Raw genomic sequence first — 16,773 nt, forward strand, 5'->3', positions numbered from 1 at the left:
CCGTGGACTTGTCCCGGCCGATCCTCTCCGCGGTCCGCCGAATGCTCAGATGCTGTTCGCAATGCAGCTTCTCGATCAGGATCCTCTCCTCGGACGACAGGTGCGAATACTGTTGACCCATGAGTGCAACACCTTCTTAAGTTAGAAACTTCGAACACTTCCAACCCTAGACAAGGTGTTGCACTTCTATTTAGAACCCGGGCTGGGCTGTAATCATCATCGATTGCTGTATGATGAGCAGACATGCCCGCAACAGTTTTGATATTGCGATTTCCGGTGTGCTTCTGCTGCTCATCGCGGTTCTCGTGATGTTCACCTGCTTGGTTTGGGTAGTGCGCGCGAATTACGCGGAACGTTCCGTCTGGATTGTCCGCACGACGTTGGCGATGATTGTGGCACGCCCGTTGTGCAGCCTTCTGCAGGTTGGACTGCTGATTCTTACCGTGCTTGTATGGGTGCAATGGCCTGGAATTCTCATGGTGTTCGGCTTGTCGCTGCCGATGTTCTGCACAGCCTGGATTGTTTATTCATTCGGCCGTCTGCCTGGAATGGACATTCATGACCGCATGGAACAGAGCGCGGGCCACGCCCGAAACCAGACATCGTGACATGTTCGCAAAAAGGGGGGTGTAAAATGGTGCAGTCGTCAGTAAGTCAACGAGTGAACAGGTCCAAACGATTGGTATCCATCAAAGACATAGCTAAGGAAGCGGGTGTTTCCGTATGCACTGTGTCTTTGGTTATGAACAACAAGGATCACAATCGCGTCAGCAAGGCGGTTGCGCAGAAAATCCGTGCGACTGCCAAGAACATGGGGTACAAGCCCAATTCTGTGGCGCGCACCCTACGTACCAGCAAATCCAATACTCTGGGATTTGTGACCGATGAGATCGCCACGACCCCGTACGCGAGCAAGGTACTCGAAGGTGCGCAGGATGCCGCGAGCAAGCTCGGATACATACTGCTTACCACGAACACCAATAATGACGCTGAACTCGAGAACCAAGAAATATCCGCCCTGCTCCGATACAACGTGGATGGCTTCCTATACGCCATGATGTTCCACCGCAAAGTGGACATTCCCGAAGTCTTGGAAGGCAGCCCGACCGTGGTGGTGGACAGTGAGGATGCAGCGGGGCGAGTTCCCTCGGTCTACCCCGATGATGAACTGGCGGGGTATGACGCCACCGACCGTCTGATCAAAGCTGGATGCAGACGCATTGTCTACTACGGTTCCGCAACCCCCATCGTCGCGCAAGGTCAACGTCTGACTGGTTACCGACGTGCGCTTGCGGAAGCGGGCATTCCATTCGATGACGCTTTGGTCGTCAATGTATTGGAGACGACCAACGCTGCTGCTGAGGCGGCGCGGGTATTCGACGAAATCAAGCCGGACGGCATCTTCTGTTTCAACGATGTGCGCGCCACCTTCATCTACGAAGCCGCACGCGAACGCGGAGTGCGCATCGGAACCGACGTGTCGGTGATTAGCATCGACAATCAGCCGTTCATCACTAATGTGATTAAACCATCACTGACTACGCTGGAACTGCCCCATTATGAGATGGGTTTTGAAGCGGTTCGGCAACTTGTCGCCATACTTGACGGCGACAAGGCCGTAGCTGATCTTGAGTCCGATCGTGGCATGGCGGTGCAGAGGCAACGTGATGGCAGCAAAACAGCATTGCGCTGCCGCATCATCGAACGCGATTCCATCGTGTTGTGACGGGTGTTCCCCTTTTTCATATTTAGTTTTCCGATTATCAGTTTTTCAATGCGTAGCCACGTGATATCTGATCATGTGGCGCTGTGGAGGAAATTATTATGCCTGACAACTATTCCGTTGCCATCGAAACCGGCGGCTACCGCTTGCTGGAATTGTTCGCCGAAAGATGCGGCGATGACGCTGCCGTCACCATTACAGACGGGGACGGCCATCAAATCGCCAGCCATGTCATGCCGGTGGCCGAGCGTCGCCACCGTTTCTTGATTCCGGTGCCGACAAACGTGTGTCTCACGGTGAGAGCGCGCCAACTGACCGTGCGGTTCGCCTACTTGTCCGAGTGTGAGAATCTTCTTGATGAAGGCGTGCGTTTCATCAGCATGAATCCGTACGACAATGAATGGGATACGCAGCCGACGCTGGATCAGATCTATGATCGTTTCGCTCGCCCTGCGGCGCATTTCGAGCCATTCGCTCGCTGGATGAATGATCCTAACGGCCTGTGTCGTTTCCAAGGACGCTACCATCTGTTCTACCAATTCAATCCGTATGGTTTTGGCTGGGACAATATGCACTGGGGCCATGCAGTGAGCCGCGATCTGGTGCATTGGACGCATCTGCCAATCTTCCTCGAACCGCAGACGGAGCTGCATATCGACGAACGCATCGTTGGCGGCGCGTTCTCCGGATCCGCGGTGACGGTGGATGCGTGTGACAATCCCTGCAAGGGTGATGATGCGGCCGCTATTCGCCTGTATCTAACCCGGCACCTGGAGACTCGCGGAGACGAATCGTCTGTTACTGAATACCAGACCACCTGCTTGTGTGAGGATGGCGTGCATGTGAGTGTCGAATCTCCAGTCGCGTTGCGCGTTAACGATGGTTTTGGCTTCGATTTCCGTGATCCGAAGGTGGAAACCGGCATGGGCGGCGAGGCGATCGATCCGGAACGCGCTTACATGGTGACCGCCACGAATCTGCCGGTCGCCGAATTCGATACTGATGCTGTGTCCTCCGCGGCGCCTGGCATCAGCGTACAGGGTACAGACGGCTGGTTTACGTGCGGTCCGCAAGGCATGCCCGGCACCGACAAGCCCAATATGGATACGGTGCCTGCCATGGCGCTCTTCTCCGCGAAGAAACCGCTCAAGCGCAACGTGACGTGGCAGTATGAAGGACCGGTGCTCGCCGACTTCGGCCACCAGCTGTCACGTACCTACGAATGTCCTGACCTGTTCCAGCTCGACGGCAAGACGGTCGCCATCGGAGCTTTGATGCACTACCGTGACAAGCAAGGTCGTTTCCAGCAGGTGCGTTGGTATGTTGGTGATCTCAAGGACACCGCCGATGGCCCACGTTTGCAGGTAGGGAACAGCGATTGGTGCGATTTCGGTACCGGCTACTACGCGACACAAAGCTTTGCTGCCGACGACGGGCGTCGTATCGTGTTCGGCTGGTATACCGACTTTCCCGCGATGCGTGTGGAAAAGCCGTGCATCGCTAACGGCATGATGTCGCTGCCACGTGAACTGCACGTGCGTGACGGCCGCTTGACCAGCCGTCCTGTCAAGGAAGTGTACGAGCAGCTGCTAGGCGATCGTTTGGAAGCGCATGCAGACGAAAACGGGACCTTCTTTATTGTGCCGAACAACGCGTATTACACGGACATGCATCTGGCTGACGATGACGATTTCACAATGCTCATCGCGACTGGTACCAATTCCGCCAATGGTAATTCGATGGAATTGCAGCTGCAGCGTCGCGACGGCGTGATCCGACTGGTCACGAAGGGAACAGTCGTGGACGACATCGATTTCGATAGCGGCATCGCCGATGTGCGTCGCGTCGAAATCTTCTTCGACCGTAATGTGGTGGAAGTCTTCCTTAACAACGGCGAAGCGGCCGGCAGTATGCTGTTCCAAGGTGCGGACGGCGATGGCGAGTTCCGTTTTGTTGCTGACGGCAAGGTCGATTGCGTGGATGTGCGTGTGCTTGACGGCATCTGGCGGTGACATACAGCTGCTGCAGCGGTAGGTGGTAACCGGCAGTCATCTCAGTATGTAAGGCAAAACAGACGAAAGGCACGTGTTTTGGCACGTGCCTTCCCTATACTTGAGGGCACGTCCGGCAATTCGCCAAGACGGTAACTGGATATTCACACCTCACGTTTAGGGAGTTCCATGAACAAGGCAATCATCACCGTCGTCGGTCAGGATACTGTCGGCATCATCGCACGCGTCTGCACATACCTTTCCGAACATCAGGTCAACGTGCTTGACATTTCCCAGACCATCATCGACGGTTACTTCAACATGATGATGATTGTCGACTACGCCAACGCGGACAAGGACTTCGGCGCGATGGTCGGCAACCTTGAGGACCTCGGCGACGACATCGGCGTGCGCATCCGCTGCCAGCGTGAGGAAATCTTCACCAAGATGCACCGTATTTGAGGCGGCCCGCTCAGCAGGCCGCCGCACGCGAGGAGGTGGAAAGCCCGGTGGGCTTTCCGCTGACGGAGCCATCCTTATCCCTCTGATGAGGGTGACCGCCAAACTAGTCTTTAAATATCCTGTAAGGAACAAACCATGCTGAACATCATGGAGGTCCACGAGACCAATCAGATGATCGAGCAGGAGAAGCTCGACGTCCGCACCATCACCATGGGCATCTCGTTGCTCGACTGCGCCTCGGACGATGTCGACAAGACCTGCGACAACATCTACCGCAAGATCACTACCTATGCCAAGGACCTCGTTTCCACCGGCAAGGCCATCGAACGCGACTACGGCATCCCGATCGTCAACAAGCGCATCACCGTCACCCCGATCTCGCTGGTCGGTGCCAGCTCCTGCAAGACGAGCGAGGACTTCGTCAAGATCGCCCACGCGCTTGACAAGGCAGCCAAGGAAGTCGGCGTCGACCTGATCGGCGGCTACTCCGCACTCGTCTCCAAGTCCATGACCCCGGCCGAGGAGTTGCTCATCCGCTCCCTGCCGCAAGCCCTTTCCGAGACCGACATCGTCTGCTCGTCCGTGAACGTCGGCTCCACCAAGACCGGCATCGACATGAACGCGGTCGAACTGCTCGGCCACATCATCAAGGACGTTGCCGAGCGCACCGCCGACAACGACTCCTACGGCTGCGTCAAGTTCGTGGCCTTCTGCAACGTGCCTGACGACAATCCGTTCATGGCCGGCGGCTTCCACGGCGTCACCGAGGGCGACGCCGTGATCAACGTGGGCGTTTCCGGTCCGGGTGTCGTCTCCCGCGCATTGGATGCGGCCAAGGGCAAGGACTTCGAGTTCCTGTGCGAAACCATCAAGCGCACCGCGTTCAAGATCACGCGCGTCGGCCAGCTGGTGGCACAGGAGGCATCCCGTCGCCTTGGCATTCCATTCGGCATCATCGACCTTTCCCTCGCGCCGACCCCGGCCGTAGGCGACTCCGTCGGCGAAGTGCTTGAGAAGATCGGCCTCGAACAGGTTGGCGCACCGGGCACTACCGCGGCGCTCGCCATGCTCAACGACCAGGTGAAGAAGGGCGGCATTATGGCGTCCTCCTACGTCGGCGGACTTTCCGGCGCGTTCATCCCTGTCTCCGAAGACAAGAACATGATCGACGCGGCTTCTTCCGGTTGCCTGACCCTCGAGAAGCTTGAGGCCATGACCTGCGTGTGCTCCGTCGGCCTCGACATGATTGCCATTCCGGGAGACACCACCGCAGCCACCATTTCCGGCATCATCGCCGACGAGGCCGCGATCGGCATGGTCAACCAGAAGACCACCGCCGTGCGCGTGATTCCGGTGGAAGGCAAAGGCGTAGGGGAGATGGCCAACTTCGGCGGCCTGATGGGCTATGCGCCGATCATTCCGGTGAACCAGACCAGCTGCGAGGCTTTCGTGACCCGTGGCGGCCGTATTCCGGCACCGATTCACTCTTTCAAGAACTAGAGCATTCTGCGCATTAGTACATTGCTTCGGTCCCTCCGCAGAGGGACCGTTGTGTTTGCATATGGATGTGAGATGCGAGCTTGGCGGGGGAGTGCGGATTTTGGGCATGCGGATTGTGGGGAGTATGTGGGTTTCGGGTACACGGCTGCTCGCGTGTATCGGTGAGTGCGGATTCACAGGAAACTCGCAGAAAAACATGGTGGTTCCTGAAGGTTAGAGAGGTTAACTATGTCTCAGCTGCAAAAGCCCCGAACCGCAAGGTTTCCGATAATTGAATTCCTTCTTCTCTTCTCTTCTCTTCTCTTCTCTCTCTAAGCCTGGAGGTTTCTGCCTTCGGGCTTTTTGTTACCTTTTTCCGGAAGGTCGGGGATGAACACCGCGTTGTCAAGCATCCGCTGCGTTCACTGCTTCCGTACCGGAAGGAAGTCGTGCTTGGTACGCTCGCCATGGGCATCACCTACACGTTGTTCTACGTGCTTAGTACTTGGTCGTTGAGCTATGGCGTTCAGCTTCTTCACTCCGGCGCTGCTGGTGCACAGTGTGCCGCGTGTGATGATCTTCCTGTGCGTCGGCTTTGTCATCATGGGTGGCCTGTTCGGACCGTGCGGCGCCTACCTGCCTGAGCTGTTCCCGACCCATGTGCGCTACTCCGGCACCGGTCTGAGCTACAACCTTGCTGCAATCTTCGGCGGAGCTTTCGCTCCGACCATCGCCGAATTTTACGGGCAGCCTTCAGAAACGCCGCCCTTCGCCACATGGCAGCAAGCCTTTGACTACATAGCCAAACGAGAACGGGAATCCAGTACACCGATGGTATTGGTATTCGACGAGTTTCCTTATGCAGCACTCGCCAACAACTCCCTTCCCTCGGTCCTCCAGATCGCCATCGACCATGATCTCAAACGAACCAATGTGATGCTGATTGTTTCCGGCAGCAACGAAGGATTCATGGAAAGCAAGGTGCTTGGCTCCAAAAGTCCCTTATTCGGCAGATGCACCGCGCAAATCCGGCTGCAGCCACTCAACTATCTGGAAGTCGCGAAATTCTTGCCGAACACCCCGCCGATTGAGCAGGTAGACTATTACGCTACCTTTGGCGGCATGCCATATTATCTGAGCCAACTTGACAAATCGGCCGGCTACCAGTCCAACGTCATCAACCTCTGCTTCGACAAACTCGGCACACTGTACGAGGAACCGATGATGCTGTTGCGCGAGGAGTTGCGCGAGCCTGCAATCTATTTTTCGGTGATGCAGGCCATTGCAAACGGCGAATCGACGCCCAAGGTAATCGCGGAGCATTCCGGAGTCGAGCACGGCAATGTTAACCTGTACCTGCAAACACTCAATAACCTCGGCCTTGTCGGAAAGCGAGTGCCGTTCAGTGAAAAACCGGAGCGCTCGCGCCGCGGCATGTACATCATCAAAGACCCCTTCTTCGCATACTGGTTCCGCTTCGTAGGCCCCCAACATGGGAGCCGTGGAACAGAATGCGGGCAGTATCGCAGCGCGTAGACTGGCTCTCGGCGAAGCGTTCGCCACCTATGTCGGTCAGCAATTCGAAGCGATTTGCGCCCAATGGCTGGCCTATGCCAACGCCGCTGGAAAACTTCCGTTCCTCGCCACCTCCTTCGGGAAATGGTGGGAACCAACCCGGCAAAACACGAACAGACCGACATCGACGTGATTGCAGCCGACGCCTCATTAAAAACCATATTGCTTGGCGAATGCAAATGGCGCAACAATCTTGACGAGACCGAGACCATCGAGTCCTTACGCGACCGTGTCGGATTGGTTCGTGGATTTGCCGCCACCCATTTGGCGGTATTCACCAAAAAACCGCTGAGCAAAGCCACACGAGCTAAATATCCCGAACTCATCGCCGAATCAGTCGATGAGCTGTATAGCACGTTGTAGCTGCTTACTTAGCAGCATGTGCTCGTCCGATTCCGGTTTACTTGGAAATGCTCTCCGGCGGATCGTCCGTGCAGCGACCCATCCAGCCAGACGAGACAGAGATGGACGAGTAGTCGTTCTTTTCCGCTTCGTTGCTGAATTCGGACTGTGGAACGTTGCATTGTTTGCGTTGTCCGAGGCTTGGTGCCCTCAGGTACGCCAAAACGTGGACGCAGCAATGAACAATTCCCCTATGACAACTAGCATGGGGAGACATTATTTGTAAAGCATAAAAGAAGGTCCATTCAAATGGAGAAGCTGAACGATATTAAAAGAGACTCCATATCAGTGAATTACTTTTTGAATACTGCTGCGTACAGCGGTCTCTTCTCCCTTCTTTCGGTTATTCTCACCGGCCAAGTTTCTGCGGCGTCATCGCTATATGTTGGACTGGCGCTCGGAATTTTATCTCTTTTTTCTAGAGGCAGTACTGTTTTTATAGGTAGCTTGATTGAGCGTTTCTCAACGGTATCCCTCACTGAGACCGGTTTCGGATTCATGGTTTTTTCACTTTTGCTGCTACAACCGACAATGGGTGGTTTTATCGGCTTCCTTTTTGCGGATTTGGCTTTGCTGGGACTCGGTCTTTCATTGGTTAATTTTGCCCTACGAGGGCATATCATCGCTACAGTAAAGGATAAAAAAATTCAGGCTTCTTTGTTTGCTTTAGTGACCATGGCAGCCAATCTTGGATCCGCGATTGGACCTCTGGGTTCGAATTACATATATAAGGCTTTCGGACAAACGCTCTTTATTGCAATCATCGTCGGACTCTATGCTTTTTCTGCTTTACTAGCTCCAATAGCGCTGACTCATCATGTCTTCATACGCAATGAGAAAAGCGGCGAGGAAAACACTTCCTCCATCGTGAAGACCATTACAGACTCGCTGAAAAGTCCCGGTACGGTTCTTGCCATCCTGGCAGTGTTCGTGGGCAGTATCATGAATGGTCAGCTTTTTGCCGGAATGGCATTGGAATTCCACTCGTTATCCGATAGTCCAGTCATAAGAGGATTGTTCTATTCCATTGATGCCATATCGGTCATAGCACTGCAAATGCCGGTAAGTAAGATCATCTCGCGCAATATGACCAAAGAACATAATGCCACCTCATTCATAGTCAAAAGCCTGGGGATTTATGGAATTTCCTTCGCACTATTCGCCTGCGGAGTCTCGTCGTACTGGTGGATATGCATCATTTCCTTGGTTGTGTTCTCCATTGCAGAATGCATCTATGCGCCATTAATCAATATTGCTCTGGTAGAGGCACAGCCAGATAAGCCTTTGGTGGACATTCTGAACTATCGGCTGATAATTGCAGCCATTGGTGAATCGGCAGGCTCATTCCTTGGAGGTTGGATCGTTCCGGCACTACGTCCTGCAGGATTGACGGCTTGGTATTGGTGTGCACTGGCGTTAGTGGGAATAATGCCTGCAGTCGTCACTAATCAAATTAGAAAACGTGGACAAAGAATCATTCGTCGTTAAAGGGGAAGTCACATGCATCCACAAAGATTATTCATACTCGAGAAGATATTAACAAATGCCCTTAAACATCCCAATAGTGAGGCTGTTAAGGATAGAAATGGAACTTTTACATACTCGCAATTAGTTGAACAAGCCAAACGTATATCAACACAAATAGAAGAGCAGCATCTTTGTGGCTCGGTGATAAATGTAGATGTCGGTAGATGTAAAGAACGAGTGGTCGTTCTACTGGGAATTTTAATGTCCGGATCATTCTATCTCCCATTAGAAGAAGAATGGCCTGGAAAGCGTAAACAAGTAGTCTGCAACCAAGCGCATATCAGTGCAAGTGCGAAACTAACCGAAAACTCTACTCTTCGAATAGTTCCGCAGCTCAATGATGGAAACCACCCTAAAAAAGACCCTGTGCCTTCGGGTGGTGGATATCTTATTTTTACTTCAGGGTCAACAGGAACTCCCAAAGGCGTTGTTATTGCCGCATCTTCATTGGATTACGTGCTTAAAAATAGTATTGAACGTTTTAATGTGTCCAATAGCACAAAATTATTAGCCGTAGCATCTCCTGCATTCGATTTCTCTATTTTCGAGCTGCTACTACCTCTTGTAGCTGGCGGCACTGTTTGCATCGCCGACAAATCAATACCCAAAAATCCGGATTATTTTGAGCAGATTAGTAAAAAATGGCAGATTAATTGTTTCACCGGAACACCAACTATGTTTACGATGATGACAATGGGAGGTTGGATACCACAAACGAACGCCACTCTGATATTAGGTGGCGAAAATGTGTCAAATCTTCTACTCAAAAACTTAAGCACAGCCAATCAAATATGGAATATTTACGGCCCTACCGAGACCACTATCTATTGTCTTTCAAAAAAGCTAAAACTAGGTGAAGAAATCACATTAGGCAAACCACTCCCCGGAACCAAAGTCTGGGTGCAAACAACGAAAAAGAATGAGCGCACTGGTGAGCTGTATGTTGTGGGTCCTAGCGTTGGATTTGGTTATATAAATAATATCGAATTAACAAAAAGTAATTTTTTTACTGATAGCTCTACTGGCTTTCAAGGTTATAGAACAGGCGACCTCGTATCGCTGACATCTGCTGGAGAGATGTCTTTCATCGGGCGAGCTGACAATCAGATAAAAATCCATGGCTACAGAATTGAGACAGAAGAAGTTGAAAACCATATAAACGCTTTTCTGGGTGGTCATGAATCCTGTGTGAGCGCGATTAAGTCAGAATCCGAAACCCGACTTGTAGCTTTCTTGCCTAAAAACGCTCTCCAATCTCCGATTGATAGTATCGACGCTCTCAGAAATCGCTTAAAGCTTGTGCTGCCAAACTACGCAATTCCCTCAAATATTTTACTACTGGACGAACTGCCAATTAACAGTAATGGAAAGATCAATAGAGTTTTGCTTAAAAACAATTATTTGGAAAAAGTGAACATAAGTAATAGAAATAATAAACTTGCACAGTTGCGAGAATTGAAAAAACCTACAATGACTCAGTTTCTATCTAATTTATTGGATGAAGAGATTGGTGACGATGACAATCTTTTTGCCCATGGAATGAATAGTCTTAAAGTTGTACAGTTTGTTTCGAGGATGCGTCGCCTGGGACAATTCCTAAATGTACGAGATGTTTATCAAAACCCTACTGTAAATCAGCTGAAGAAAATCATTATTGAAACAGATAACGTATTTATCGCACCTAAAACCTGCATACTTGGTCGGAAGGAGTTCAGAGTTCTTCCATCTCAAAGACGATTTCTGAGCCACAATATAACTGCTTCACATAGCTTTGTGGAAAGTGTCGCAGCTAGCGTTCAAGCGAATACAATGATTGATTTGCAAGTTTGCGCTGAAATGCTGGTAAAAAAGTTCCCTGAAATTTCATATGGGTTATCTTTCAAAGGTCGAGAACAACATCCGCATCTCGTCAAGATTGATGAGCCTATTATGGTTAAAACTATTAAGCTTAGCCCAACTGATGATATCCAGTCAAAGATCGATGAGACTCTTGAAACGTCAGCTTCAAATTTAAACATCAAGAACGGCCCCATTGCCGTGCTCCATTATTTCACTAAGCGCGATACTCATTTATTAGTGCTAGTTATCCATCACTGGGCATGCGATGCATTGACTATTCATGAATACGGGTCTGCATTAAAAGAGTTAGCAGAAACAAAAAGAGCAGGAATCGGCATATCTGAACCGGTAGAAGAGATTCCCGGATTCCTGCAGTATGCTGGGTTCTTGGAGGATTTTTATAACTCAGACAAAGGAAGAAAAAAGATAGAGCAACTTCCTGATATTAAAAGACACGACAGTCTCTCTGCTTCTTGGTATCGCGAAAGCAACGGAAGTAATCCTGAAATTTTACCACCACTATATATTAGAGATCACTCTATTCGTTTGTTGCAAGAAAGAGATGATGGACAATATGGATTATTAGATAAGCTATCCTTAGCGGCGTTGACTAATGCAGCTTCAGAATGCCTCAACCTCGACAACATTGTTGTCGACGTAACTCGAAATGGGCGCGAACAAGCTGACTGTCCTGTTCTTCCTTCAATGACAGGGTGGATTAGCAGCTCAGTTCCATTTTTCCACAAACACTGCAGATTTAATTCAGTCGATGAAGAGCTGCTTGCCCTTAATACAGAGTATGAAGAAATGTTGCAGCAAGAGACTGCTTGGAACTCATTCCGTTCAAACTCTCCTCATGTATATCCAGAAGCTTGCCCCACATTCTTTCTGAACGTAACGCGCTCTTCCCATAAGAACGAAGCATCTCCACTTTCAACAAGCTTAATCCGAGGAAGCACGTATCCGTATTCATATGGTTATCCAATTGAAGTGAGGATACAATATTTTAATGATGAGGCCAAAGTTAGAATCTCGTATAACAACGCATATTTTAGCAAGGAGACGATAGAACAATTTTTAGATTTTTTTTAAGGAGCATATCCTTTTAGTATCTCATGTTTTAGCAAATGCACTAGAAAGGGAATAATATGAAAGTACTACTAATGCAACAACCCAAATCTTTCTCGAATTATCCAAAATGGATCGAAGAGGGCCAAGAACGTTTCGATTGTTTAGAAGTTATGGTCTTCACCTCGAACGATCGAGCCGCACACCATAGTTGGCCGAGCTCCGTCATCAAGGAAATCGAGGTTTCCGATTATTCCTCTGATAGCGCTACCGCAAAATTCTTTGATATTGTCAGGAAATTTAAACCAGATAGGATAGTTTCCAGCTCAGAGGAAGACGTACTGAGGGTTGCAGAGGCGAGAAGTTTATTTGGATTTCCCGGTTTACAGCATGAACTGGCGTTAAGCTGTCGAGATAAAGTCACGATGAAACAATCGGCCCTTGATGCCGGATTAAAGATTATTCCCTATACCACCTGCCAAGGCTTTGGAGATATTATTTCGGCGTTCGATCGTTGGGAGACGGTTGTTCTCAAACCTCGATGGGGCGCAGGGTCTGCAGGCATTACGATATTGCATTCGAAAGATGACCTGCCCGCTTTAGCTACCAAGCCGGAATTCATACGAAACGTGCATTCAAACCAGTATTACTTAGAGGAATATTGTTCCGGTTCCGTCTACCATGTGGATGTAGTCTATATCAATTCCGGTTCGATTCTGATCTCACCATCACGGTATCTTGTCCCGCCACTGGATTTCGAGAAACAAAACACCGGTTCCGTGATGTTGGATGAGAACGATGCCGACTACTCCGAGCTGCTCCGACTGACAAAGCAATTAATTGCATCTTTCAGCGATCAGACAATTCCGAATGTGATGCATATCGAATTCTATAAGAATGAAACCGGTGATTTCGTATTCGGGGAAATGGCGGCACGCAGAGGAGGCGGTCTCATCAAGCAGGAGCTGGCAGCCGCCTATGGCATAGACCAAAGCAAGGCCAACTTCCTATTGGAACTTGGTCTTGTCGATGCGGATGTGAATATTACGCGATCATCTCAGTATGGCATACTGCTGGAAACCGCCGGATTGAACTGGCCAAAGGAAAAAGAAATCCCGGATTGGGCGGTTTTGGAATCTGTGGGCAAGAAAAAAGGTATCGCTCATAACTCTGTTGATTCTGACAGGAAATTCCTTATTTCCGGCAATAATGAATCTGAGATTATTCAACGTTCTAATTATCTTATAAATAGTCAATATAATGAGTAAAATTAACTTTTTACAGAGGGGTAATTGTGACTAATTCTGCAGCAGGTTCTATATATGACGAATTATTATGTAGAATTGATAATTCTACTGAATCTAGACTCTTCCGTAAAATAGTGATACTAGTATCGCTAGGGATGTTGGAAGCCAGTATTGACGTCTATATGGGAAGTGCAGTAGCAGGTAGTCTGACTGCATCAAAATGGTAGACATCTCAAGAAACCAGCATGTTTCTTTCAGCGAACTTTTTAGGACTACTCATCGGTTCTCTAATTGCTGGCCTAATAGGAGACTGCAAAGGAAGAAAAGTAGCATATCAAATTAATTTGTTGCTTTTCGGTGGATTTACTGTACTCGGTGCTTTTTCTCCTAACATGGACATGCTGATAGTCTGCAGGTTCCTTGCGGGAATCGGTCTTGGCTCAGAAATAGTGACAGGGTTTGCTTTCATTAACGAATTTGCACCTGTAGCAAGACGGGGAAGGTGGTGTGGACTAGTCTCACTTGTCGCTAATTGCGGGTTGCCTACATCGATTCTTTTATCAGCTGTGATAATCCCAAACACTTCTTGGCGCGTAGTTTTCTTTGCCGTGGGCATATTGGCCATTGTGCTTTGGTTTTTTCGTAAGGACATTCCTGAATCACCCAGGTGGCTAATCAGCAAAGGACGGTATAGGGAAGCAGCTCTTATCGTGGAACAGTTGAGCAGTGCATCCACAGCAACAAATTATGGAAATAACGATAAGCTAAAAAGGACTGCGTTGCAGAATCCCGATCAACAGGATAATTTATTCGTTATGCTTACTGCAGGTGTTGTAGCAGCGGTTGCAGCAAACGTATGCTCCTACACTTTCACAACTTGGGTACCAACAATCTTAGTTTCAAAAGGAATTAGCTTATCGAGTTCACTTTTAACAAGTAGCTTAATGATGTTTGGGGCACCTTTTGGCTGCTTAATGGCCCTGCTTTTACTTGATAAAATAGGTCGAAAAAAAGATGATTGTATTGGCTTTTCTGATGACAGCGATTCTAGGAATAGCTTATGCAAAGCAAGCAACAACAATTTCAGCGATAATACTGGGGTTCTTTTTGGTATTGTTTTTGTATATACTTACTGCTGCTGTTACGGCTGTTTATGTTCCAGAATTATTTCCAACACGAATCCGTTTCCGCTGCGTCGGCATAGTAAACGCTGCGGCAAAATCAGGAAATGTTTTTATGCCACTGTTTATAGCTTTTCTCCTAGCAGAGAAACAAGAAGGACTGATATATGTAAGCATTAGTGGTTTAGCTATAGCCGCAATGGTAATTGTTATCTTCTTTGGCCCTGAAACCTCTCATCGTAAATTACGGTAAATGTTCAAAAATGATCTCATCTTACACAGATAATCCCTATAGCATAATTCATACAGGAAATATTACTACCATTTATACGTATGTGAAAAATCTTCCTAGATCACATGAGTTTGAAGCTGTCGAAGGAAAGAATGGCTATACCCAACGTTTCTACCAGCAGTCTCTAGACGCCCGAACTTGCGCTCGATATGCATTTAGCGAGTACAACATTACAAGAAGTGAGATTCTTTCTGACATATATGGAAAACCTGTTTGGCCGGAAGGGATAATCGGCAGTCTATCTCATTGCGAAGGGTGCGTGGGAGCAGCTATAGCTCATACCTATTATTATCGATCTATAGGAATCGATATCGAAGAAAATTTTTTTTTTACCAATAGAAATTATACATTTTTCTTTGTTTGATAATGAAATTAAAACTATCAGTAGGTTAAAAAATAGCAATCCTACTGTTGCTTGGGATAGACTATTCTTTTCTGCAAAAGAAGCAGTATACAAGGCAATCTCATACGCAGAAAATACTGCTATACCCTTTACGGATATAGAAATTTCTCTGTTACCTATTCGCAAATTTCGTCTGAAATCAATTAGAAGTTCTTACGGTACACCGGTAAATGGACCGATTCCTTCTGTCACTGGTGAATGGAGAATACTGCAAGACAAAGAGCATAGGAAACAGTTCATACTAACGACAGCATGCATGCATAACAACTCTCAAACAGCATGAACATCGATGAGATGCTAAATTGCAATGTTAGGGGCTTAAAAGCATATGATGCAATATTCTGTACATCATATATCTACAACTATCAGCAACTGAAGGATAAGAAGCTGCAGATGTTTTCTACGCAGTTTTGAAGTGATGAAAGCAAAGCCTGATAGGCATCTCCCACACCGTCCGCAGCCCCTTATCCACCGTCCATGAACACGTACATATAATCAGAATCTTAATAGTCTTGTGCACCATGACTCGATGGTTTTCATACTTCTCCAAATTAGTCGCTCAGAGGCCACGATGGCCGGCATCCGTTCGCTGCTCGGCAACTGGTATGTCAATCTGTTCATTGGATAGGTCGCAAAGTACTTGCCATCAGTGTTTTTCGGTGATCTTCTTGCGACGCCAGTAATGTTCAACCGCAGCGGCAAGCACGTCCTTGCGCCGCTCTCCTTCGGAGCCTTGCGAATGCGTTTCAGCATCTGCTCTTTTTGCTTATTTCCCCAAGTTAGGAGAGTAACAGTCTTCGAGGCACTTTGTGAGAATCACAAAAGTGTTAACATGTATAACACGTAAACGTTTGGGAGGTGGACTATGGCCACGGTTACTGCAGCATTAAGGATGCCTGTCGAATTGGCGGCTCGTTACGATTGTCTGGCGAAAGCGACTGGTCGTACGAAGACGTTTTACATGAACGAAGCCCTTACCGAATCGATCGATAGGTTGGAGTATGAATACGGCATTATGAAAAAGGTCGAGGATTGGCGTGCCGGCAGACTCGAGACCGTGACGCTCGACGAGCTGGAGGAAAGCCTTGGCTTGGAGGATTGAGATTGACAAGGGCGTCCAGCGTTCGATGAAGAAGCTGGATCGTAATGTTGCCAAGAGAATCATCGCAAAGCTTAGGGAAATTTCACAGTTGGAAGATCCGAGAAGCACCGGCAAGGCTCTTGCCGGTAATCTGGCAGGGCTGTGGCGTTACCGTGTCGGGGACTATCGTATCGTGTGCGATATAGAGGATGAGGTTCTGCTGATTCTTGTGATTGATGTCGCGCACAGGAGCAAGGTGTACAAGCGTTGCTGATTGCTGCACCAAGGTTCCGTTGGCTCTGCCGGTGAGAAACCAGCGGATGGGAGAAATTGCCGTGTTCGACCCTATCGGGTCTCGTTCGGCGGGGCTATGCATAAGCCCACTGGGCGCTTATGCATCACGCTCCGATTGCAATTATTGACCGGCTTGCGGCCGGACTGTCACTTTTCCTCGTTCAGGCCTATCGGCCTTCACTTGGCGGAGCTACTCGGAAGCGCACTGCGCTTCCTCCTCACGCTCCGTCCTGCAATTGTGGTCTCGCTGCGCGAGGCTCAGGGTTTCC

General features: G+C 49.1%; 17 protein-coding genes and 2 pseudogenes. 18 read left to right on the plus strand and 1 reads right to left on the minus strand.

From position 1 onward, the window contains the following. Positions 1-121 (minus strand): helix-turn-helix domain-containing protein (locus tag FYJ31_RS08295; protein WP_154535965.1); only part of this gene is annotated, 121 nt, incomplete at its 3' end. Positions 122-230: 109 nt separating this feature from the next. On the opposite strand from FYJ31_RS08295, the gene FYJ31_RS08300 reads away from it, so the two are divergent. The 18 genes and pseudogenes from FYJ31_RS08300 (at position 231) to FYJ31_RS08370 (ending at position 16,484) form a co-directional block, all read left to right on the plus strand. After that, a complete protein-coding gene (locus FYJ31_RS08300; protein WP_229773979.1) occupies positions 231-608 on the plus strand; it encodes a hypothetical protein in 378 nt (125 codons plus the stop codon). A gap of 26 nt (positions 609-634) precedes the next feature. Then, entirely contained in the window at positions 635-1,726 is a 1,092-nt protein-coding gene (locus FYJ31_RS08305) for a LacI family DNA-binding transcriptional regulator (protein WP_154536459.1), read from the plus strand. Between the two features lie 98 nt (positions 1,727-1,824). Beyond that, positions 1,825-3,735 carry a glycoside hydrolase family 32 protein gene (locus FYJ31_RS08310; protein ID WP_154536460.1) on the plus strand — a complete coding sequence of 637 codons (1,911 nt, stop codon included), beginning with the start codon at positions 1,825-1,827 and terminating at the stop codon, positions 3,733-3,735. Positions 3,736-3,903: 168 nt separating this feature from the next. After that, on the plus strand, positions 3,904-4,176 hold the full coding sequence (locus FYJ31_RS08315) for an ACT domain-containing protein (protein WP_012578324.1): 273 nt from the start codon (positions 3,904-3,906) through the stop codon (positions 4,174-4,176). Between the two features lie 135 nt (positions 4,177-4,311). Further along, positions 4,312-5,676 (plus strand): PFL family protein, encoded by a 1,365-nt coding sequence (locus FYJ31_RS08320; protein WP_154536461.1) that lies wholly within the window; start codon positions 4,312-4,314, stop codon positions 5,674-5,676. Positions 5,677-6,029: 353 nt separating this feature from the next. Continuing rightward, a pseudogene (locus FYJ31_RS13215) lies at positions 6,030-6,390 on the plus strand (MFS transporter); the annotation flags it as partial. Beyond that, positions 6,385-7,191: an AAA family ATPase gene (locus FYJ31_RS12860; RefSeq protein WP_318156033.1), complete on the plus strand. Its 807-nt coding sequence runs from the start codon at positions 6,385-6,387 to the stop codon at positions 7,189-7,191. The pseudogene FYJ31_RS13215 and the gene FYJ31_RS12860, both read left to right, overlap by 6 nt. Continuing rightward, positions 7,148-7,363: a DUF234 domain-containing protein gene (locus tag FYJ31_RS13315; RefSeq protein ID WP_080714863.1), complete on the plus strand. Its 216-nt coding sequence runs from the start codon at positions 7,148-7,150 to the stop codon at positions 7,361-7,363. Before FYJ31_RS12860 ends, FYJ31_RS13315 begins: the two co-directional genes overlap by 44 nt. After that, positions 7,315-7,593: a DUF234 domain-containing protein gene (locus tag FYJ31_RS08335; protein ID WP_154536462.1), complete on the plus strand. Its 279-nt coding sequence runs from the start codon at positions 7,315-7,317 to the stop codon at positions 7,591-7,593. The genes FYJ31_RS13315 and FYJ31_RS08335 overlap by 49 nt, the downstream gene beginning before the upstream one ends. 288 nt (positions 7,594-7,881) lie before the next feature. Further along, positions 7,882-9,120, plus strand: a complete 1,239-nt coding sequence (locus tag FYJ31_RS08340; RefSeq protein WP_154536463.1) for an MFS transporter — start codon at positions 7,882-7,884, stop codon at positions 9,118-9,120. Between the two features lie 12 nt (positions 9,121-9,132). Further along, a complete protein-coding gene (locus tag FYJ31_RS08345) occupies positions 9,133-12,090 on the plus strand; it encodes a non-ribosomal peptide synthetase (RefSeq protein ID WP_154536464.1) in 2,958 nt (985 codons plus the stop codon). 56 nt (positions 12,091-12,146) lie between these two features. After that, a complete protein-coding gene (locus tag FYJ31_RS08350; RefSeq protein ID WP_154536465.1) occupies positions 12,147-13,334 on the plus strand; it encodes an ATP-grasp domain-containing protein in 1,188 nt (395 codons plus the stop codon). Between the two features lie 224 nt (positions 13,335-13,558). Continuing rightward, a pseudogene (locus FYJ31_RS08355) lies at positions 13,559-14,272 on the plus strand (MFS transporter); the annotation flags it as partial. A 76-nt stretch (positions 14,273-14,348) separates the two neighbouring features. Next, positions 14,349-14,687: an MFS transporter gene (locus FYJ31_RS13060; RefSeq protein WP_268234340.1), complete on the plus strand. Its 339-nt coding sequence runs from the start codon at positions 14,349-14,351 to the stop codon at positions 14,685-14,687. Positions 14,688-14,697: 10 nt separating this feature from the next. Continuing rightward, positions 14,698-15,090 carry a hypothetical protein gene (locus FYJ31_RS13320; protein WP_195839483.1) on the plus strand — a complete coding sequence of 131 codons (393 nt, stop codon included), beginning with the start codon at positions 14,698-14,700 and terminating at the stop codon, positions 15,088-15,090. Next, entirely contained in the window at positions 15,047-15,412 is a 366-nt protein-coding gene (locus FYJ31_RS13325; protein ID WP_442778613.1) for a 4'-phosphopantetheinyl transferase superfamily protein, read from the plus strand. Before FYJ31_RS13320 ends, FYJ31_RS13325 begins: the two co-directional genes overlap by 44 nt. Before the next feature lie 609 nt (positions 15,413-16,021). Next, positions 16,022-16,231 carry a type II toxin-antitoxin system RelB family antitoxin gene (gene relB, locus FYJ31_RS12865; RefSeq protein WP_442778614.1) on the plus strand — a complete coding sequence of 70 codons (210 nt, stop codon included), beginning with the start codon at positions 16,022-16,024 and terminating at the stop codon, positions 16,229-16,231. A 25-nt stretch (positions 16,232-16,256) separates the two neighbouring features. Beyond that, positions 16,257-16,484 (plus strand): type II toxin-antitoxin system RelE family toxin, encoded by a 228-nt coding sequence (locus tag FYJ31_RS08370; RefSeq protein WP_229773994.1) that lies wholly within the window; start codon positions 16,257-16,259, stop codon positions 16,482-16,484. Positions 16,485-16,773: the final 289 nt, after the last annotated feature.

This window comes from Bifidobacterium sp. WCA-178-WT-4B, assembly GCF_009696495.1.
GTDB classification, from domain to species: Bacteria; Actinomycetota; Actinomycetes; order Actinomycetales; family Bifidobacteriaceae; genus Bifidobacterium; species Bifidobacterium infantis.

Bases quoted from the DNA above. Each gene is read 5' to 3' on its own strand.
- FYJ31_RS08350 (WP_154536465.1), top strand. From the start codon at position 12,147: ATGAAAGTACTACTAATGCAACAACCCAAATCTTTCTCGAATTATCCA.
- FYJ31_RS08305 (WP_154536459.1), top strand. From the start codon at position 635: ATGGTGCAGTCGTCAGTAAGTCAACGAGTGAACAGGTCCAAACGATTG.
- FYJ31_RS08340 (WP_154536463.1), top strand. From the start codon at position 7,882: ATGGAGAAGCTGAACGATATTAAAAGAGACTCCATATCAGTGAATTAC.
- FYJ31_RS13315 (WP_080714863.1), top strand. From the start codon at position 7,148: ATGGGAGCCGTGGAACAGAATGCGGGCAGTATCGCAGCGCGTAGACTG.
- FYJ31_RS08315 (WP_012578324.1), top strand. From the start codon at position 3,904: ATGAACAAGGCAATCATCACCGTCGTCGGTCAGGATACTGTCGGCATC.
- FYJ31_RS13320 (WP_195839483.1), top strand. From the start codon at position 14,698: ATGATCTCATCTTACACAGATAATCCCTATAGCATAATTCATACAGGA.
- FYJ31_RS13060 (WP_268234340.1), top strand. From the start codon at position 14,349: ATGACAGCGATTCTAGGAATAGCTTATGCAAAGCAAGCAACAACAATT.
- FYJ31_RS08345 (WP_154536464.1), top strand. From the start codon at position 9,133: ATGCATCCACAAAGATTATTCATACTCGAGAAGATATTAACAAATGCC.
- FYJ31_RS08370 (WP_229773994.1), top strand. From the start codon at position 16,257: ATGAAGAAGCTGGATCGTAATGTTGCCAAGAGAATCATCGCAAAGCTT.
- FYJ31_RS08310 (WP_154536460.1), top strand. From the start codon at position 1,825: ATGCCTGACAACTATTCCGTTGCCATCGAAACCGGCGGCTACCGCTTG.
- FYJ31_RS08320 (WP_154536461.1), top strand. From the start codon at position 4,312: ATGCTGAACATCATGGAGGTCCACGAGACCAATCAGATGATCGAGCAG.
- FYJ31_RS08300 (WP_229773979.1), top strand. From the start codon at position 231: ATGATGAGCAGACATGCCCGCAACAGTTTTGATATTGCGATTTCCGGT.
- relB (WP_442778614.1), top strand. From the start codon at position 16,022: ATGCCTGTCGAATTGGCGGCTCGTTACGATTGTCTGGCGAAAGCGACT.
- FYJ31_RS08335 (WP_154536462.1), top strand. From the start codon at position 7,315: ATGGTGGGAACCAACCCGGCAAAACACGAACAGACCGACATCGACGTG.